20 protein-coding genes are annotated in these 18,871 nt (G+C 72.8%); 13 read left to right on the top strand and 7 right to left on the bottom strand.

What is annotated here, in order from left to right:
* The first annotated feature begins 383 nt into the window (after window positions 1-383).
* From ACRAKH_RS13940 to ACRAKH_RS13890, 11 genes are all read left to right on the top strand, one after another.
* Window positions 384-1,565 carry a hypothetical protein gene (locus ACRAKH_RS13940; RefSeq protein WP_380726138.1) on the top strand — a complete coding sequence of 394 codons (1,182 nt, stop codon included), beginning with the start codon at window positions 384-386 and terminating at the stop codon, window positions 1,563-1,565.
* Window positions 1,566-1,585: 20 nt separating this feature from the next.
* Window positions 1,586-1,768, top strand: a complete 183-nt coding sequence (locus ACRAKH_RS13935) for a hypothetical protein (RefSeq protein WP_380726140.1) — start codon at window positions 1,586-1,588, stop codon at window positions 1,766-1,768.
* A gap of 36 nt (window positions 1,769-1,804) precedes the next feature.
* A complete protein-coding gene (locus tag ACRAKH_RS13930) occupies window positions 1,805-2,653 on the top strand; it encodes an ATP-grasp domain-containing protein (protein ID WP_380726142.1) in 849 nt (282 codons plus the stop codon).
* Window positions 2,650-3,720, top strand: coding sequence for an N-acetyl-gamma-glutamyl-phosphate reductase (argC, locus tag ACRAKH_RS13925; RefSeq protein ID WP_380726144.1), 1,071 nt, complete (start codon window positions 2,650-2,652; stop codon window positions 3,718-3,720). Before ACRAKH_RS13930 ends, argC begins: the two co-directional genes overlap by 4 nt.
* The gene (locus ACRAKH_RS13920) at window positions 3,717-4,511 is read left to right on the top strand and encodes an amino acid kinase family protein (protein WP_447009862.1); all 795 of its coding nucleotides are present in this window, start codon (window positions 3,717-3,719) and stop codon (window positions 4,509-4,511) included. Before argC ends, ACRAKH_RS13920 begins: the two co-directional genes overlap by 4 nt.
* A gap of 31 nt (window positions 4,512-4,542) precedes the next feature.
* Window positions 4,543-5,106, top strand: coding sequence for a type 1 glutamine amidotransferase (locus ACRAKH_RS13915; RefSeq protein WP_380726148.1), 564 nt, complete (start codon window positions 4,543-4,545; stop codon window positions 5,104-5,106).
* A 69-nt stretch (window positions 5,107-5,175) separates the two neighbouring features.
* The gene (locus ACRAKH_RS13910; RefSeq protein ID WP_380726150.1) at window positions 5,176-6,285 is read left to right on the top strand and encodes a Glu/Leu/Phe/Val dehydrogenase dimerization domain-containing protein; all 1,110 of its coding nucleotides are present in this window, start codon (window positions 5,176-5,178) and stop codon (window positions 6,283-6,285) included.
* Window positions 6,282-7,895, top strand: coding sequence for an AMP-binding protein (locus tag ACRAKH_RS13905; RefSeq protein WP_380726152.1), 1,614 nt, complete (start codon window positions 6,282-6,284; stop codon window positions 7,893-7,895). The genes ACRAKH_RS13910 and ACRAKH_RS13905 overlap by 4 nt, the downstream gene beginning before the upstream one ends.
* 18 nt (window positions 7,896-7,913) lie before the next feature.
* A complete protein-coding gene (locus ACRAKH_RS13900) occupies window positions 7,914-9,182 on the top strand; it encodes a pyridoxal phosphate-dependent aminotransferase (protein ID WP_380726154.1) in 1,269 nt (422 codons plus the stop codon).
* 190 nt (window positions 9,183-9,372) lie between these two features.
* Window positions 9,373-9,750, top strand: a complete 378-nt coding sequence (locus ACRAKH_RS13895; RefSeq protein WP_380726156.1) for a MerR family transcriptional regulator — start codon at window positions 9,373-9,375, stop codon at window positions 9,748-9,750.
* A 1,412-nt stretch (window positions 9,751-11,162) separates the two neighbouring features.
* Window positions 11,163-11,864, top strand: a complete 702-nt coding sequence (locus ACRAKH_RS13890; protein WP_380726158.1) for a response regulator transcription factor — start codon at window positions 11,163-11,165, stop codon at window positions 11,862-11,864.
* A 304-nt stretch (window positions 11,865-12,168) separates the two neighbouring features.
* On the opposite strand, the gene ACRAKH_RS13885 is transcribed toward ACRAKH_RS13890, so the two are convergent.
* Window positions 12,169-13,053 (bottom strand): LysR family transcriptional regulator, encoded by an 885-nt coding sequence (locus ACRAKH_RS13885; protein ID WP_380724138.1) that lies wholly within the window; start codon window positions 13,051-13,053, stop codon window positions 12,169-12,171.
* Window positions 13,054-13,097: 44 nt separating this feature from the next.
* Between ACRAKH_RS13885 and ACRAKH_RS13880 the strand changes: the two genes are divergently transcribed.
* Window positions 13,098-14,108: a zinc-binding dehydrogenase gene (locus tag ACRAKH_RS13880; protein ID WP_447009861.1), complete on the top strand. Its 1,011-nt coding sequence runs from the start codon at window positions 13,098-13,100 to the stop codon at window positions 14,106-14,108.
* A gap of 225 nt (window positions 14,109-14,333) precedes the next feature.
* Here the strand turns inward: ACRAKH_RS13880 and ACRAKH_RS13875 are convergent, their stop codons facing one another.
* Both ACRAKH_RS13875 and ACRAKH_RS13870 read right to left on the bottom strand, forming a co-directional pair.
* Window positions 14,334-15,014: an SDR family NAD(P)-dependent oxidoreductase gene (locus tag ACRAKH_RS13875; RefSeq protein WP_380724140.1), complete on the bottom strand. Its 681-nt coding sequence runs from the start codon at window positions 15,012-15,014 to the stop codon at window positions 14,334-14,336.
* The gene (locus ACRAKH_RS13870; protein ID WP_380724141.1) at window positions 15,011-15,427 is read right to left on the bottom strand and encodes a VOC family protein; all 417 of its coding nucleotides are present in this window, start codon (window positions 15,425-15,427) and stop codon (window positions 15,011-15,013) included. Before ACRAKH_RS13870 ends, ACRAKH_RS13875 begins: the two co-directional genes overlap by 4 nt.
* 47 nt (window positions 15,428-15,474) lie before the next feature.
* Between ACRAKH_RS13870 and ACRAKH_RS13865 the strand changes: the two genes are divergently transcribed.
* Complete coding sequence (locus tag ACRAKH_RS13865) at window positions 15,475-16,173, top strand: GntR family transcriptional regulator (protein WP_380724142.1); 699 nt, start codon at window positions 15,475-15,477, stop codon at window positions 16,171-16,173.
* 78 nt (window positions 16,174-16,251) lie between these two features.
* Here the strand turns inward: ACRAKH_RS13865 and ACRAKH_RS13860 are convergent, their stop codons facing one another.
* From ACRAKH_RS13860 to ACRAKH_RS13845, 4 genes are all read right to left on the bottom strand, one after another.
* Window positions 16,252-17,358, bottom strand: a complete 1,107-nt coding sequence (locus tag ACRAKH_RS13860) for a hypothetical protein (protein WP_380724143.1) — start codon at window positions 17,356-17,358, stop codon at window positions 16,252-16,254.
* Between the two features lie 10 nt (window positions 17,359-17,368).
* Window positions 17,369-17,869, bottom strand: coding sequence for a SigE family RNA polymerase sigma factor (locus ACRAKH_RS13855; protein WP_380724144.1), 501 nt, complete (start codon window positions 17,867-17,869; stop codon window positions 17,369-17,371).
* Window positions 17,870-18,187: 318 nt separating this feature from the next.
* Window positions 18,188-18,337: a hypothetical protein gene (locus tag ACRAKH_RS13850; protein ID WP_380724145.1), complete on the bottom strand. Its 150-nt coding sequence runs from the start codon at window positions 18,335-18,337 to the stop codon at window positions 18,188-18,190.
* 65 nt (window positions 18,338-18,402) lie between these two features.
* Window positions 18,403-18,825, bottom strand: coding sequence for a winged helix-turn-helix transcriptional regulator (locus tag ACRAKH_RS13845; RefSeq protein WP_380724146.1), 423 nt, complete (start codon window positions 18,823-18,825; stop codon window positions 18,403-18,405).
* Between the last annotated feature and the right edge of the window lie 46 nt (window positions 18,826-18,871).

The following is an 18,871-nucleotide window of genomic DNA, read 5'->3' as shown; positions in this document are numbered from 1 at the left end:
TCACGCCCCCTTTCGGCCATTCCGAGTCGGGGTGACGTGGAAACCGCCACCGGCCGCGCTCGGCACTTCGCCGCAGCCGCATCCCCCGGTTTGGCCCACCGTAATGGCGGCACGTCGCCGTGCACAGCCGGTGGGCCGCATTCCGAGGTTTTCTGACGTCGACCTTGCACGACTTTTCGCCGTCTGACATCTGCATGACAAAGTTTCACAAAGGTCTGACGTGCCCGATCTTGATGCTGCCGGGCAATACCCACCAGGCTTTCGAGCAGAACAGACGCCGTGGACGCGATTCACACCGAACGGCGGCCCGCCTTTCCCGGAACATTACCCACGGCGCTCGCCGTGAAACCCAGAAGCACTTCCTCGGGGAGGAGTGAAAGGTCATGGCAGAAACAGGCCGGCACGACGGGGAGGGTCTCCTCGCGGTCGGCGGGCGGACCACTCGACCGCTGCCGAGCATCTCCGACGCCACCCTGCGCGATTCCGCGCACATGGCGGGCGTCGAGTTCAACGCCAAGGACACCGCCTACATCGCCCAGCTGCTGGTGCGGACCGGTGTCGAGCTGGTCGAGGTGGGCATGATCTCCGGCGCCAAGTCCGGCGACACCCACATGATCGAGGCCGCGCACGAGGCCGTCGGTCCCGAGAGGTGCCTGACGCTGGTCGTGGTGCGCGACCGCCAGCAGGTCGTCAAGGCGCTGGACGAGGCCGAGCGCCTGGGCGTCCGGTCGGTGATGCTGTCGATCCCGACGTCGGCCGAGCACGCGGCGCTCAAGCTGGCGTCGGCGAGCACCAAGTACCTCACCTCGGTGGCGAACGCGGCCATCGAGATGTGCAAGGAGCGCGGCTTCCACGTCACGTTCAGCGGCGAGGACGGCGCGCGCACCGACAGGGAGCGGCTCGTCTCCTACGTGACCGCGGGCTTCGCCGCGGGCGCGGACCGGTTCCGGCTGGCCGAGACGGTCGCGTACCTCGCGCCGTGGCAGATGTACGACGTGATCTCCGACCTGACCGCGATCGACGGCGCCGAGATCGAGATCCACTCGCACAACATGCTCGGCATGGCCACGGCCAACTCGCTGGCCGCCTACGAGGCGGGCGCCGAGTGGATCTCCGCCACCGCGGGCGGCATCGGCGAGCGCGGCGGCAACGCCCCGCTGGCCGAGGTGCTGACCTCGCTGCGGGTGGTCTACGGCGACGACCGGTTCGACCTGTCGCACCTGACCACCCTCACCCAGGCCGCGCTGAAGGGCTCCGGCCTCGGCGAGTCCTTCATGTCCGGTCCCACCACCCCGCACGCCTTCGCCTACGAGCTGCCCGGCCAGCTCTCCCACCCGGCCGCGTACGAGACCCTGCCGCCCGAGGTGGTCGGCAACAGCCGCGAGCTGCGCGTGCGCACCCGGTTCACCAAGCCCCTCATCCAGTGGGCGCTGTCCGGTTCGGACGTCGAGGTCGACGTCGAGGCCTTCGCCACCTGGCTGGCGGACCGGCAGGAGCAGGACGGCCGTCCGCTCCTCGACCGGGACACCATCCGCAAGCACGCCGCCGAGTTCCAGCACAGCTGACGTAACAGGGAGGACCGATCATGACGCAGATGCTCACGGGGGCCTGCCCCGAGTGCGAGACCCCGCTCTCCACCCCGCCCGTGGTGCAGGGCGAGACGATGTCGTGCCCCGAGTGCCTGTTGACGCTCCGGGTCGACGAGATCCAGGACGGCACGCTCGTCCTGCAGATGGTCGAGGTGCAGTTGCGCGACTGGGGCCAGTGACCGACCGACCAGCGTTCCGGCGAAGGGAAGAAGCACATGGGCGGCAAAGTCGCCATCGTGGCGGACCGCGTCAGCTGGGAGGAGCGGCAGCTCATCGACCGCGGCCCGGAGCACGGGCTGGAGGTCGAGTGGGTCAACGACGAGTCGCTGTGCCTCGGTGACGAGCACGCCGAGTCGCTGAAGTCCTACGACGTGGTCCTGGTCCGCAGCCGCAGCTACACCCGCGGCGGCCTGCTGGCCACGCTCGCCGAGGCCGCGCGCATCCCCGCGCTGAACTCGTCCGCGGTCATCCAGGCGTGCGAGAACAAGCTGGCCCTGCGCGCGCTGCTGCGCCGGGCCGGCGTGCCGGTGCCCGACTTCCGCCTCGTGCTGTCGCGCCGCGACTTCGGCAAGGCGGTCAAGGAGCTGCCGTTCCCGGTGGTGCTCAAGCCGATCTTCGGCGGCATGGGCAAGCGGGTGACCCTCCTGCGCGACGCGGACACGGCGAACTCCGTGTACGACTACGTGGAGGACCTGGGGCACGCGTTCGAGCAGGCGTGCCTGGTCGAGCCGTTCCTGGGCGGCGGTTCCGTGCGCTGCCTCGTCGTGGGGCGGGAGATCGTGGCCACGGCGCGGTTCGAGAGCAACGGCGAGGACTGGCGCAACAACGCGGCCATCGGGTCCAACCACCACACCGTGGCGGTCGACCCGGAGATCACGCGGGTCGTGGACGCGGTGGTCGAGCGGCTCGGCGCCGGGATCTACGGCATCGACCTGTTCAAGACCGACGACGGCTACCTCGTCAACGAGGTGAACCACGCGCCCGGTTTCCGGGCCGTGGCCACGACGAGCGGCGTGGACGTCGCCGGGGCGATCGGCCGGTACGTGCGGGAGGTGCTCGGATGAGCGGCGACCGCGGGATTCGCGTCGGCGTCGTCGGCGCCTCCGGCCTGGCGGGCGGCGAGCTGATGCGGCTGATCGGCCAGCACCCCAACCTGGAGCTGACGTTCCTGGGCGGGTCGCAGCACGCCGGACGCAGACCTTCCGAGCTGCACCCCGGCTTGCGGCAGGACCTGGGCCTGGTGGTCGAGCCGGTGACCGACGACGTGGCCGACCGGGTCGACGTGCTGCTGCTGTCCACGCCCGCGCCGGTGTCGGCCGACCTGGCCGCGCGGTTCGCCGACCGGGTGGAGAGCGTGGTCGACCTGAGCGGCGCGTTCCGCATCCGCAGCGACGAGCTGCACCACAAGTGGTACCCGAAGGTGCCGCGGGCGGACGGTCTCGCCGACCGGTTCGTCTACGGGGTGCCGGAGCTGGTCGGCGAGGAGATGGTGGGCGCGCCCCTGATCTCCCTCGCCGGCTGCTACGCCACCGCGATCACGCTGGGCCTCGCGCCGCTCGTGTTCGAGCTGGGCATGAACCTCGACCACGTGCTGGTGGACGGCAAGAGCGGGTCCAGCGGCGGCGGCGTGCACCTGCGCACGTCCGACCTGCACCCCTTCCGGGCGGGCGCGATCGCGCCCTACTCCCCCACCGGGCACCGGCACGCCGCCGAGGTGAGCGACTTCCTGGGCCGCAGCAAGCCCGGCACGGTCGGCACGCTGTCCATGTCGGCCTACGGCGTGTCGAACGTGCGCGGCCTGCTGGCCAGTTGCTACGTGCTCACGCGCGACGACGTGGACGAGCGCACGCTGTCCCGCGCGTACCTCCGCTTCTACCGGAAGCACCCGTTCGTCCGGGTGCGGCGCAACAACGAGACGCTGATCCCCGTGCCCGACCCGCAGGCGACGCTGGGCTCGAACTACTGCGACGTCACGGTCATGCACGACCCGGACGGCGGCCGGATCGTCGTGCTGTCCGCATTGGACAACCTGGTCAAGGGCGCGGCCGGGCAGGCCGTGCAGGCGATCAACAAGCGGTACGGGCTGCCCGAGGAGACGGGGCTGACCATGCAGCCGGTGATGCCGGCGTGAGCGCGGACGCGACGGCGACCGTCGTCAAGCTCGGCGGGAGCTGCCTGGAGGACATGGACGACGCGTGGTGGGAGGACCTGGCCGACCACGCCCGGGAGAACCCGCTGGTCCTGGTGCACGGCTGGTCGAAGCCGCTGAAGCGGCTGGACGCCCGCTACCGCGAGCCGTCGGCGGTGCTGCGGGACCGGTACGGCAACCAGAGCCGGCACACCACCCCCGAGGTGATCGCCGACATCCTCAAGGTCAGCGCGGCGCTGGCGGACGGGGTGGTCGCCCGGCTGGAGAAGAACGGCGTCACCGCGTCACGGCTGCTCGGCAGCGACGGCCTGCTGCACGCGGGGCCCGGCGAGCGCTGGTACTGGCGCGACAAGCAGCTGGTGGAGATCGACAACCTGGTCGGCCCGATCAACCGGGTGGAGCCCGCCGCCCTGACCGGCCACGGGAAGGGCCACTGCGTGCTCGTCACGCCGCTGGCCCGCGACGCGGCGGGGCGGGTCGTCAACACCGACGCGGACCGGGCGGCGGCGGCCGTCGCGGCGGCCATCGGCGCACCCGCGCTGACGCTCGTCACCGACGTGCCGTTCCTGCTGGTCGACGGGAAGCCGGTGCGGCGGATCGGCGCGGACGCCGCGCGGGCGTTCCGGGACAAGGGCGCCACCGGCGGCATGCGCAAGAAGCTGCGGGCCGCCGGCGAGGCGCTGGACGGCGGCGTCCAGCGGGTCGTCCTCGGCGGCGCGCGCGTGTCCGACCTGCTCGCCGGGACCACCGGCACCGCCATCACCGCCACCTGAAGGCGCAACGGACAGCGAGAGGAGTGGTGAGATGACGTCCCCCCGCGTGCTCGTCGTGGACAACGGGAGCCTGTCGATCCCGCAGGTCCGCAAGAGCTTCGAGGTCCTGGGCGCCGACACCGACCTGGTGAAGGCGGCCGAGGTGCCCGACCGGCTCGACCCGCGCTACCAGGCGCTGGTGCTGAGCGGCACGAAGGTCCGCGCGTACGACAGCGACTACTACCGGCGGCTGGTCGACCTGGTGTTCACGTCGACCGTCCCGGTGTGGGGCATCTGCGGCGGCATGCAGATCATCGGCACCGCCGCGGGCGCCGAGCTCGTGCCGGGCCGGTCCCGCGTGGGCAACCACGAGGTCCACGTGGACAAGCAGGAGCCGGTGTTCGCGGACGCCAAGCCGACCGTGTCCCTGTTCCAGCGCCACATGCTCTACCTGAAGGAAGCACCGCTCGGGTTCAAGGCCATCGGCTGGTCCGAGGACGCGCCGGTGGAGTTCATCCGGTCCGAGGACGGCCGGATCTACGGCTCGCAGGCACACCTGGAGTTCCGCAACGACGGCCTGTCCGTCCTCCAGGGCTTCGTCCGGCTGTTCCAGTAAACCCCGCTCACCACGAGCACCGACACGATCTGGGGATCACCGCACATGACTGTTGTCGACGCAAACCCGGTGGAAAAGGTTGAGGAGCCCGCGTTCTCGGTCGCCTTCAACGGTGACGACAAGAGCATCAAGGGCTGGGTGATTGCGGACTCGCTGGTCGACGGGTGGGCCATGGGCGGCACCCGCATGACCCCGAACGTCACCGAGGAGGAGGTTCGCGGCCTGGCCCGCGGCATGACGCAGAAGCTCACCCTGGTCGGCCTGCCCGTCGGCGGCGCCAAGGCGGGCATCGTGGACGACGGCTCGGACAAGAAGCGCACGCTCGAGGTGTTCGGCCGCACGGTCGCGCCCCTGCTGCACGGCGGCATCCACCTCGGCGCCGACCTCGGCGTCGGCCCGGCGGAGCGCAACATCTTCTTCGAGGCCGCCGGGTACGACCCGCGCAAGCGCCCGCGCGCCGTCCCCATGCCGTACGACTGGCGCACGTACTACGAGCCGCTGGTCGACTGCACGGGTCACGGCGTGGGCGTCGCCGCCGTCGTCGCGCTGGAGGCGTTGCGGCGCGACGAACCCGGCACGGTCGTCATCCAGGGCTTCGGCTCGGTGGGCCGCGCGGTCGCGCAGTTCCTCGAACGGCGCGGCCACCGGATCGTCGGCGTGGCCGACGAGTTCGGCACGATCAGCGGCTACCACCTGCCGTCCGACGCCCTGATCGCGATCACCGACCCGCTGGGCCGGATCGACCGCACCCGGCTGCCGCAGAACGTCAAGGTCAACCCGGAGCCCGACGCGTGGCTGGACGTCCCGGCCGACGTGCTCGTGCTGGCCGCGCAGAAGGACGCCATCCACGGCGGCAACGTGGACCGGCTGACCGCCTCCCTGGTCGTCGAGGGCGGCAACATCACCACCAGCCCCGAGGCGAAGGTGCGGATGGCCGCGGCCGGCGTCACGCTCGTGCCGGACGTGGTCGCGAACGTGGGCGGCGCCGCGGCGGCGGGCCTCGCGCTCACCGGCACCGTGCCGTTCGAGCTGCCGGGCGAGGCGCGCAAGCGGTGGGTGTTCGACTGGGTGGGCGCCCGCGTCGAGCGCAACACCCGCGACCTGCTGGAGATCGCCGCCGGGAGGTCCGGCGACCCGGTGCCGGAGTTGGTGGCGGCGCGGCGGAAGGTCAGCCTGTGACCGCGGTGGCGGAGGCCCGGGCGACCGAGTTCCTGCGGCAGGGGTGGTGGCGGTCGGGGACGTTCCTCGACGACCTCCGCCGCCAGGCCCGGGAACGGCCGCACAAGACCGCCGTCGCGGCCCGCCGGGTGGCCGCGTCCCGCACCGAGACGCTGGACTACGCGGAGCTGTCCCGGCTGACGGACCGGTTCGCGGGCGCGCTGCGGGAGCTGGGCGTGCGGCACGGCGACTACGTGGCCGTCGTGCTGCCGAACCGGTGGGAGATCGTGCCGCTGGTGTTCGCGTGCATGGCGGTCGGCGCGGTCATCGTGCCGATCCAGCCGGACACCCCGGAGGCGGAGCTGCGGCACCGGCTCGGGATGACCGGGGCGCGGGTGTGCGTCACCATCCCGGAGTGGGCGGGCGAGCCGCTGGCCGAGACCGTCGTCGGGCTGAAGGCCGAGCTGGCGGGCCTGGCGCACGTCGTGGTGGTCGACGGGCGGCCGACCGAGGGCGCGCGGGACTTCCACGAGCACTTCGTGGACGTGCCGTGGGAGGAGCGCCACGACCTCGCGGGCGAGGCGCTCGGGCCGGACGAGCCGTACGTGGTGCTGTTCACCTCAGGCACCACGGGCGAGTCGAAGGGCGTGCTGCACAGCCAGAACACGCTCTACGCGGCGCTGCGCGGGTACGTCGAGGCGTTGGAGCTGGACGAGCGCTGGGTGGCGGCGGTGACGTCGCCGCTCGTGCACTACTCCGGGTTCGCCCAGGGCCTCCTCACCGGCGTCCTGGTCGGAGGCACGATCGCGTTCCAGGACGTCAAGGACCCGGACGCCCTGCTGGAACTGGTCGAACGGCACCGGGCCACCCTGCTCTACGGCCCGCCGTCGACCATGGCGGCGGTGCTGGCGGCCCAGCGGGCGAAGCCCCGGGACGTCCGCAGCCTGCGCAACGCCGTCATCGGCACGGCGGCGGTGCTGCCCCGGCTGGTGGTGGACCTGCGCGAGGTGCTGGGCGTCAAGTCGCACTCGCTGTGGGGCATGTCGGAGTTCGGGCCGGTCACGCTCACCCGCGCCGACGACCCGGAGGAGGCGCCCGGGTTCAGCAACGGGCGGACCATCACCGGGATGGAGGTCCGCATCGACCCCACCGGCCTGCCCGGTGACGGCTCGATCGGCCGGCTGTGGACGCGCGGCGCGTCGCGGGCGCTCGGCTACTTCAAGCGCCAGGACGTGTTCGACGCCGGGCTCGACCCCCAGGGCTGGTTCGACACCGGCGACCTCGCGCGCCACGACGGGCGCGGCGGCATCCGGATCGTCTGCAGGGCGAAGGACGCCGTCGTCCGCGACGGGCACGTCGTGCCGGCGGTCGAGGTCGAGGCGGTGCTGGAGAGCCACCCCCTGGTGGGCGAGGCGGCGTTGGTCGGCCTGCCCGGCGACGTGCTGTGCGCGGTCGTCGTGCCGGGCGGCGAGCGCGGTCCGTCGCTGGAGGAGCTGCGCGGGCACGCCCGCGCGGCGGGGCTGGACGACCGGTTCCGGCCCGACCGGGTGGAGCTGGTGGACGCCCTGCCCAAGACGCTCACCGGCAAGATCCGCAAGGCCGTCCTCCGGGAGCGCTACGGCGCTGCCTGACCTCCCTGGGAGCTGATCGTGCCCGAAACCGTGACCATGTCGGCGACCATGGCCGCCGACGAGATGCTGGCGCGGAGGCGCCGTGCCGGACAGCGCGTCCTGACGATGGCGAGCGGCGAGATCGGACTGCCCGTCCACCCGTCGCTGAAGGCGGCGCTGGCGGGTGCGGTCGGCGAGAGCGCGTACGGCCCGGTGGCCGGCAGCACCGCGTTGCGCGCGGCGGCGGCCGGCTACTGGGCCCGCCGCGGACTGGACGGCGACCCGGACTTCGTGGTGGCCGGTCCGGGGACCAAACCGCTGCTGTACGCGCTGCTGCTGGCCATCGGCGGCGACGTGGTGATCCCGGTGCCCGGCTGGGTGAGCTACGCCGCGCACGCCCGGCTCGTCGGCGCCCGCGCCCTCCCGGTGCGGACCCGTCCGGGCGAGGGCGGGGTGCCCGACCCGGACCTCATGCGGGAGGCCGTGCTCGCGGCCCGTGCCGCCGGGCGCGAGGTGCGGGCGGTCGTGGTGACCGTGCCGGACAACCCGACCGGCACGGTGATCACGGCGGTCACCGCGGCCCGGCTCGCCGACGTGGCGCGCGAGCTGGACCTGGTGATCGTGTCCGACGAGATCTACCACGACCTGGTGTTCGACGCGGGGAACCCGGCGCCGTCCCCGGCCCGGTTCGCGCCGGAGCGCACGGTCGTGACCACGGGGCTCACCAAGACGTTCGCGCTGGGCGGGTGGCGCCTCGGCGTGGCCCGCCTGCCCGTGGGGGACCACGCCTTGCGTGACCGGTTGGTCAACGTGGCCAGCCAGGTCTGGTCCAGCGCGGTGGCCCCGGTGCAGGCCGTCGGGGCGTTCGCCCTGGCCGAGCCGACCGAGCTGGTCGAGCACGTGGCGGCGTCACGGCGGCTGCACGCCGCCGTCGCCCGCGCGGTGGCCGAACGGCTGGCGGCGGTCGGCGCGATCGTCGGGCCGGTGCGCGCCACCTGCTACCTGTACCCCGACTTCGAGCCGCTGCGGGAGCACCTGGCCGAGGCGCACGGCGTGCGCACCGGCCCGGAGCTGACGGGGTGGCTGCTGGAGCGGCACGGTGTCGGCGTGCTGCCGGGCAGCGCGTTCGGCGAGCCGGCGGACGCGCTGCGGCTGCGCGCGTCCACCAGCAGGCTCTACGGCGACACCGACGAGGAGCGCACGGCCGCCCTGGCCTCGGCCGACCCGGTGGCGCTGCCGTGGGTCCGGGCGTCGCTGGACCGGTTGGAGGAGGTGCTGGGCGACCTGGCCGGCGGCGTCCGCCCCTGACCGGGACCACTCGCCGGTCCACAGTGGAACGACCCCGTCCGGTCCCCCGACCGGACGGGGTCGCACGCGATCCCGAAGTCCTCGCGCCGCCATCGTGCGGTCGGCCCTGTGCCGGGGCGCGGGCCGCCCCTATGCTGAAAACCCTCACACGCGGGTGAGGGTCCAGTGGGAGACAGACGAGGTGGGGCGCATGCGCATCGGAGAGCTCTCCGAGCGTACGGGCACGTCGCGGCGGTTGCTGCGCTACTACGAGGAGCAGGGCCTGCTGGTCTCGCGCCGCTCCCCGAACGGCTACCGCGACTACGAGGAGGGCCTGGTGGACCGCGTGGTGCAGATCCGCGGGCTGCTCGACGCCGGGCTGCCCACGCGCATCATCAAGCAGATCCTGCCGTGCCTGAACAAGCCGCGCGTCATCCACTTCCCGGACGCCACGCCCGAGATGATCGCGATGCTGGAGACCGAGCGCGACCGGATGACCGAACGGGTGAACTTCCTGATCCGGAACCGGGACGCGATCTCCGAGTACCTCGACGCGGTGCGCGCCGGCGCGCCCGCCGAGGCCTCCTGATCGAGCCGCGCCGAGCCCGCGGAACCCGAAGGCGCGCCGGGCTTCCCCGCACCTTCCCACTCCCTGATCGGCGTCGACGTCGTCGGCGAGCCGTGGTGTCGTGCACCGTGGCGCGGCCCGCCCCGCGTGGTCGTCGTCGCGGGGCGGTACCGCGCCACGGCCGCCGGACCGGGCCGACTCCGACCCGCTGGAGGGGGGTGGGGTCGGCACTGGGGGGCGCACGCGTCCGGGGTCAGCACTGGGGAGCTGAAAGCCACGTGCGGTCGGCCGGTCCGGCCGTTCCGGTGCGGTGTGGTGGTCGGTCGGGAATCCGCGGTGGTAATGGTTGTCGGAGTGAGTTCCGGGTCCGGGTCGGAAACCGGCGGCCCGCGCCCCGATCCCTTCCCCGAAACCACCGTACCGCGGCGCCGATGCCACGATTAAATCGTCCTGCGAAATCCGGTTGAATCAGGTGCGAACCACGATGATCTTGATCTGTGGGCGTTCAAAAGTCAAGCGGCCCATGTCAGGAGTTTGTCAAAGCTGTGTCACGGGAGTCTGGGAATCGGGTCACGCCAGACTTGACGGAACCGTTCCGCCGATCGAATGCGGTGACCGTCCGCAAACGCCCCGGAGGGGTCGGCGCTTCGCCATGCCGAACCGGTTGTGCAGTGTGAACGGGCCTGGCCAAGTGGTTGATCACCCATCACCCGTCCGCCGACCGCGCGGTGGCCGAAGGCGCGTGCCGGGTCCGCGACCACTCTGCGTCACGACACCGGGACGTCGTCAAGGGGCCGAACCGGTTACCGGCCGGCGACGAGAGCGAATTCACACCCGACGTCATCAATGCGTTCGACGCCTTCCGGATCGGAGTTGCGTCACGTCTATATGTCCACTCCGCGGCGACCACGGCATAATCGTTGACGTCACCCGACGCGGTTTGGTACCAAGTTGAACGGTCGCCGCCGCAATCGGTGGCAGCCGACGGCGAGAGCCAAGGCAATGCCCGCGTGCCCAGCGGTGGCGCACGCGGGTGGGATGTCATTTCGCGCGGTCTTGCCTCTTCGCGAGAAGAGGGTGTCCTGGGGAGGATCGTCTGATGACAAGCGCGCCGCACGGCGTCCGGTGGCACCGGGCCGTTCCGAGCACCGGCGGTGATAGCACGACCGACCCGCACCGGGACGGACCGCCGTCGCGGTGGTGTCGGAGCTCGTCGCCGTGATGACGGAGGTGTAGGGCGCGGGACGCGCCCGCGACCGAGCGCGGCTCGACGGCGTCGACGCCCCGCCCGTTCCCCACGGGGAGCCGGGACCGGGGCGGTGGCGCCCGTTCGACCGCGCCCGGAGTTCGCCACCGCCCCGTCGCCGGGGCGTTCCGCCGCCGTCGGTCGAACGTGGTGTCAGAGATCCGGAACTGGGGAGGTCGTCGAGACAATGGTGCGCGTACTCGTGGTGGAGGGGCAATCGGTCAAGGCCGAGTTGCTGGTCGGCGCGCTGCGCAGGCAAGGTTACGACGCGGGCAGCGTGTGCGCCGGCGCCGAAGCGCTGAGGATGCACCCGGACGTGGACATGGTGTTGCTCGACCTCGAACTGCCCGACCTGGACGGCTTAGCCGTCTGCCGGGCGATACGCGAGGTCGGTGACACGCCGATCATCGCCATCACCCGGCAGGACGACGAGCTGGAGCGAGTGCTGGCGCTGCAGGCCGGTGCGGACGACTGCGTGGTGGGGTCGTGCGGGCTGCGCGAGGTGATCGCCCGGATCGAGGCGGTGGTGCGGCGGACGCACCCCCGGCAGGCCGGCTCGGACGTCATCTCGCTGTGCAAGCTCCGCATCGACCGCACGCTCCGCGAGGTGCGGCTGGCGGGCCGGGTCATCGACGTGACCGCCAAGGAGTTCGAGCTGCTCTACACCCTCGCGTCGAACGCGGGCTCCGTCGTGTCCCGCAAGGAGCTGATGTCGAAGGTCTGGGACAGCAACTGGAGCGAGTCCAGCCGCACCATCGACACGCACGTCAGCAGCCTGCGCGGCAAGCTCGGCACGAGCACGTGGATCACCACGGTCCGCGGTGTCGGCTACCAGATCGGCCAGGGCGCGCCGGCCGCCGACTGCGAGGTCCAGGAAGAGGTGGCGTGACGGCACGCGGCACCGTCCCGGTGCGGGCACGCTTCCCGCGCACCGGGTGGACGAGGCAGGCGCACCGCCGCGCGCCCGCCCGCCCCGCCGCGGCCGTCCGGCGCCGGTTCGCCACCCGGAGCCTCGCGTACCTCGACACGTGCCGGACGCTGCTCGCCTTGGACGGCGTCGCCACCGGGCCGCCCGGGGTGTCCGCCGCGAGGGCGGCCGGAGGTCTACGCCGGCAACCGCCCCCACCGCCGACGTCCCGGTGCGCGCACGGCGACGGGCGCCGCGGCGGCAGGCGGGCCCGTCCCCCGCCGGCTCAGCGGTCCTCCCCCGCCGCGAGGCAGGCTTCGGCGAGCTGTTCCAACAGCGGTGTCATGGTGCGCACGGCGAGCGAGGTGGTGATCTCCACGTGGGGGTCGGCCAACCTGCGGAAGGCCACCCGGCGCGGCACGACGGTGTCCGCCACGCCCTCGTAGACCACCGTCCACGACGGATCGCCCACCCCGATCTCCGCGAACGTGTCCTGGAGGGTGGTGAACGGCGCGCCGAGCTTCGGCTCGAACCCCGAGCGCCGGCAGGCGTTGACGACGAAGTCGACGAGCTTCGGGTTCCGCTCGCGCGGCACCAGTCGCAGCGGCAGGTCCGCCAGCAGGCTGAGGTCCAGTTCGGACGGACCGGCCAGCTCGTGGTCCGCCGGCACGACCGCCGCCAGCCGCTCCCGCCACACCGGGACGAGCCGCAACCCCTTGGCGCTCTTGACCAGGCGCACCAGCGCCGCGTCCAGCCGCTCGTCGCGCACCCGGTCCAGCCGCGCCCAGCACGGGACGCTCACCAGGTTGACGCGCACCAGCGGCTCGGCCTCCTGCAAGCGGGCGAGGACGTCCTCCAGCCGCCACCCCAGCGCCTCGGTCGTGCCGAGCCGCAGGGTGGGCGACTCGGGCGCGGCGGTGCACGCCACGGCGTCCACCGCGCGTTTCACCGACGCCAGCACGGCGCGCGCCTCGGGCAGGAAACGCTCGCCCGCCCGGGTCAGGACGACCTGCCGCCGACTGCGGTCGAATAGCTCGACCGCGAGTTCGCGCTCCAATCGTTGGATCTGCTGACTCACCGCCGGCTGCACCACGTACAATCGTTGCGCCGCTCGGCCGAAGTGCAACTCCTCCGCGAGCGTGACGAAGTACTGGACCTGTCGCAGTTCCACGATTCTCTAACCCCCGTGCGGCGGTCATAACGATCGGTGATCGCATGGTTAACGTATTGCCACTTGGCGAAAACGTCAATGTGAGCTGGAATGTCGGACACCACTCCTCTGCTACAGATTGGCAAGTCGCAATGCATGCTGTGATCGCCACCCCGGGCGACGACGAGCCGGTGTCCTTCGTCCAGGTGGGGCAGCCGGCGCAAACCGAGAGACAGGCGATTGTCTCCGTATACGCGTCCTCCGTGAACCGGGACGAATTGCGCATGCTCGCCATTCAGCCGCACGGGTGGCGGCCGGGCCGTGACGTCGCCGGGGTCGTCACGCGCAGCGCGCCGGACGGCACGGGTCCGCGGCGCGGGGCGCGGGTCGTCGGACTGGTGGACGGCGGCGGCTGGTCGGAGTCGGTCGCGGTCGACGCGTCACGGCTGGTGGAGCTGCCGCACTCGGTGACGATGGAGCAGGCCGCGGCACTGCCGACGGCCGGCCTGGCCGCGTTGCGCAGCCTCCGGCTCGGCGGGAGCCTGCTCGGCCGACGCGTGCTCGTGACCGGCGCGAACGGCGGCGTGGGGCGGTTCCACCTCCAGTTCGCCGCCCTGTCCGGCGCCGAGGTCAGCGCCGTGACCACCCGGGCCGAGCAGGTGGAGAAGGAGCTGAAGTCGCTCGGCGCGACCGAGGTGGTCGAGTGCGTGGAGGACGCCGGCGCGCCGTTCGACCTGGTGCTGGAGTCGGTCGGCGGCCGGGTGCTGGCAGCCGCGTTGTCGCAGGTCGCGCCGGGCGGGACGGTGGTGCTGCTGGGCAGCAGCTCGGGCGAGAAGACGCCGGTGGACGTGCACGACCTCGCCGGTGGCGGCGGCGCGCGCGTGCACAGCTTCGGGCCGGGGCTGAACACCGAGCCGGACGGCGCGGACCTCGAAGTGCTGGTCGACCTGGTGGCCGCGGGCCGGGTGCGGGCCGAGCCGGGGCACACCGCGGACTGGTCGCGCCTGGCCGACGTGCTGCGACTCGTGCGCGACCGCGGCCTGTCGGGTGGAAAAGCCGTGGTCACCATGAGATGAGCGCGAATAGGCGAACAGCGCTCAATTATTCACCTTCCACAATACGGACGCCTAATGGTGCCGTCGGGCCGGGACGGGCCGCTGTCGGCCATTCGGCCGGCACCCCGTCCCGGTCCGCCGAGTGCGGCCGGCGCGACTCTCGCCGGGCGGCCGGCCGGCCGGACACTCGATTTCCCGCATTCGCATTGCGAGTCGGCCGGCGCGCACCGTGAACCGGCGACGGCACTACGTCCGCAAGTAGGACGCGCCGTTGAGGTCCAGCACCGCGCCCGACGCCCATTCCGCCTCCGCCGAGGCGAGGTAGACCACGGCGGCGGCGACTTCCTCGGGCTTCGCGACCCGGCCGAACGGGCTCTGCGCGCGGACGTCGTCGGTCACCATGTGGGCCACCCGCTCGGTCGCGACGAAGCCGGGCGCCACCGACGCGACCGCGATCCCGTGCGGTGCAAGGGAAACGGCGAGCGACTGCCCCATCGAGTGCAGCGCCGCCTTGCTCGCGCCGTAGGCCGGCATGGCCGGTTCGCCGCGGAAAGCGCCGCGCGAGCCGACGTTCACGATCCGCCCGCGCACGCCCCGCTCGACCATGTGCCGCGCGACGCGGTAGGACATGTTGGCGGCCCCGAACACGTTCACGTCGAACGTGCGGCGCCACAACGACTGCCACTCCTCGTACGTGGTGTCGGCGAACGACCCCAGCTCCACCAGCCCGGCGTTGTTGACCAGGACGTCGATCGCGCCGAGGGTGTCGGCGGCCGAGTCGACCACGCGCGCGACGGCGTCCGGGTCGGCCAGGTCGGCGTCGGCCGACGACAGCGCCACCACCCGGTCACCGAGGTCGCGGAACGCGTCGGCGATCGCCGCCCCGATGCCCCGGCTGCCGCCGGTGACCAGAACCCCGCGGCTCACTTCGCGAACACCTGCGACTCGTCGCGGAAAGCCTTGAACTCCAACGCGTTCCCGGCGGGGTCGCGGAAGAACATCGTCCACTGCTCCCCCGGCTCGCCCGCGAACCGCAGGTACGGCTCGACCACGAACTCCGTGCCGGCGGCGCGCAGCCGGTCGGCCAGCGCGTGGAACTCGGGGATCGGCAGGATCAGCCCGAAGTGCGGCACCGGCACGTCGTGGCCGTCGACCGGGTTGTGGCCGGAGTCGCCGCGCGCGCCGGGCACGACGTGCGTGACGACCTGGTGGCCGTAGAAGTTCCAGTCGACCCACGCGTCGGCGGAACGTCCCTCTTCGAGGTTGAGCACGCCGCCGTAGAACGCGCGTGCCGCGGGCAGGTCGTCGACGGGGATCGCGAGGTGGAAGCCGGGTCTCATGCCCTCACCTTGACCACCGGACCGCGCCGATGTCAACATTCGACATCATGCAGCTGCGCAAGGCCGACCGGCGGGGACTCGCGGACGAGGCGGCCGACCGGATCAGGGAAGCGATCTTCGCCGGGGTGTTCCCGCCCGGCTCGCCGGTGCGCGAGGTCGAGCTGGCCGCGTCCCTCGACGTCAGCCGCGGCTCGGTCCGCGAGGGCCTCGCCGTGCTGGAGCGGGAGGGCTTGGTGCGCAGCGCCTGGCACCGCGGCACGCGCGTCATCGACCTGACCGCGCAGGACGCGGAAGAGGTCTACTCGGTCCGGGCCGCGCTCGAAGGGCTGGCCTCCCGCAGCGCCGTCGGCCGCGTCGACCTCGACGCCCTGGGCGAGCTGGTCGACGCCATGTCGCGACGCCTCGCCGCCAGCGCCCCGAGCGACGAGCTGCTCGCGCTGGACGTCGAGTTCCACGACACCGTCTACCAGGCCGCCGGCAACCGCCGCCTCCTCGAGGCGTGGCACGCCGTGCGCTCCCAGGTGTACCTGTTCCAGCTGACCCGCATCCGGCTCGGCTACCACGGCTACCGCGCCGTGGTGGTGGACGAGCACCGGGAACTCGTGCGCCTGCTGGAGGTCGGCGACCCCGAGGCGGTGACGACCTTCGCCGAGGAGCACGTCCGCTCGGCGTTGCGGGTGCTGGTCGGCCAACTCGGCCAACCGGACCACTCGGGCCACTCGGGCCAACCGGGTCGGCTCGGCTGACCCGCGGGGACGGGTGAGACCAGGTCGACGGGCGGACGTCGACCTGGCCTCGGGCCGTTCGGCGGACCCCGCCGGTCCTCAGCCGCCGAGCCAGCCCAGATCGGGGTTCGCGTCCACTTCGGCCTGCTCGGCGATCGCGATCACCTCTGCCCGCGTCAGCGCCGGACCCGCCGCCCCCAACCCCGACCCCGCCCGCACGGTGAGCCGGCGACCGTCACCGAGGTCGACCGTGAGCACCCAGTCGGTCCGGTACCCCGCCTGCGTGGACGTGTCGCCGACGGGTGTGGCCAGGTGGCCGGTGCGCCCGCGGACGGTGACGGTCTCGCCGCCGGCGTCGGCGCCGCGGTCCAGCGTGGCGACCTCCACGTGGACGTAGGCGTCGAACGGCCGGTCCGCGAAGACGCTCGCCTCCCAGGAGGTCGGCGACGTGCCCTCCACGTTCGCGAAGTGCGTGACCACGCCGGCCGGCAGCGGACCGGTGCGCAGCGGCACGTGCACCCGCGCGTCGTCCGGCTCGACCGAGCGGGCGACGCGGAGCAGGTCCTCCTCGGACAGCCCCAGCCCCGGCGCGACGAGCATGAGCTTGGTGTTCGCGTCGACCCGCCACGTCACGGTGGCGTCGCCGTCGTAGCGGCCGGGCTTGCCGTTGATGTCGACCTCGCGGTCGCGCACCACAGCGCCGCTTCCGGGGTTCACCACGGGCGGGGCCTTCGGCTCGCTGCCCTCGGGCGAGGCGTAGGCGTACAGGCCCAGGTTCTCCTCCCCCGCCGACGGGGGCTGCCAGATCCGCACCGTGCTCGCCTTGGCGTCGGGTCCGCTCGTGAGCGGGACGCTGCGGGACCGCTCGGACACCCCCGGCGGCAGCCAGGTCGGCCGGTAGCGCAACGGGAACGTCGCCGAGTCCGGCGGGGGCGCGGCACCGGCCGTCGGCACGGTGGTGGGCGGCGTGCTGAGCGACGCGGCCGGCCCGGCGTCACTCCCGGAGTCCCGCAGGACGACGACCGGCACGGCGACGGCGACCGCCACGAAGGCCGCGGCGGCGACGGCGATCGCCCTGGTGCGGTGCGCGCGGGTCTGGCGGGCGGCACGCGCGGGCAGCGCGGCCCGGACGCGGTCCGGGTCCACGGCCAGCTCTTCCTGGCGGCGCACGGCGTCCCGGACCAGGTCTTCGATGTCGTTGTTCACCTGCACTCCTCTAGATCCTGACCCGATCGGCGGGCAGCGCGGCGCGCAGCGCGGCCAGCCCTCGTGAGAGATAACTGCGGACGGTTCCGGTTCGGCAGCCGAGCAAGTCGGCGATCTGCTCGTCGGACAGGTCCTCGTAGTACCGCAGCGCGATCGCCGCCCGCTGCTTCGGCGGCAGCCCCGCGATGAGCCGGCGCGTGAGGTCGCGGTCGTCGACGGCGTTGGTGCGGTCGGGGACGTGGGGCGCCACGCCCTCCAAGGTCTCCTTCGGCAGCAGCACCAGTTGCGCCGCCTTGCGCCGTCGCCACGACAGGAACTCGTTGAGCACCATGCGCTTGACGTACTGCTCCGGCGCGTCGAGCTTCCCGATCCTCGACCACCTGGCTTGCGCTCGGACGAGGACGTCCTGCGTGATGTCCTCGGCCAGGTACCGGTCCCACGTCACGACGGTGGCGTACCGGATCAGCGCACCGAGCCGTAGGGCGACGAACTCCTCGAAGGTCACTGACACTCCTGCGACAGGTCGAACAGGCCAACCCCCCAACGCATCCGGCGCGCCGATCCGTTGCACGCCGCCGCGGGAGCGCCGGCCGGTGGCCCGTCGACCGGGCCGCCGGTCAGAACGCCGGGAGCCGCACCGCGTCGAACAGGCGTCACCCCGCCTGGCGGTCGCCGGTGACGGCGGGCGTCCCGGCGGGGAGGGGTTCGGCGAGCGCCCTCGATCACCCGGTCCAGCGTGCCGCGGGCCGGTGCACCGCTTCGGCAGGCTCCGGCGCCGGACTGAACGCGCCTCGCCCGGCACCGCGCTACGCCCGGCGGAGCGGTGGGCTCACCCGCCGAACGGGTTGACGTCCCCGAGCAGGTCGACCAGCGGTCCGAGCAGGTCGGCGACGACCTCGCGCACCGCCGGCACGAAGATGATCACGGCCAGCAGCAGGGCCACGTACGGGGCGATACCGCCCTTGCGCTTCGACGCCATGCACACCCCCGGATGCGTTGCCCGCCCCAGCATGGCACGGCCGCCCCGGGCGACCGGCGGACAGGTCAGCGGCCGGTCTCGTCGGGGTGCTCGGCGTCCCACCGCCGCCGCGCCGCGTCCATGGCGTCCTTGTGGTCGCGGGACCAGTCGGCGAGGCCGGCGATCGTCACCGCGAGGCTGCGGCCGACGTCGGTGAGCGCGTACTCCACCTGCGGCGGGATGGTCGGGTGCACCGTCCGCTCGACCAAGCCGTCGCGCCAGAGCCGGCGCGTGGTCACGGTGAGCATCCGCTGCGAGATGCCGGGGATCGCCCGCTGGAGCTCGCGGTAGCGGCGGGTGCCCTTGGCCAGCTCCACGACGACCAGCACCGTCCACTTGTCGCCGAGCCGGTCGAGGACGTCGCGGACGCCGCAGTCGTCCTCGCCACACGGCCCGACCGGCTCGGCACCGCCGACCTGCGGGGTTACCCCGGTGTGCGCGACAGACACGGTAGTGCCCCCTTACGGTCCCGGCCCGTGATCACGACCCTGTGGT

The organism is Saccharothrix hoggarensis (assembly GCF_052936025.1).
The sequence above is the reverse complement of the archived record's forward strand: the minus strand, read 5'-3'. Positions and strand labels throughout refer to the sequence as shown.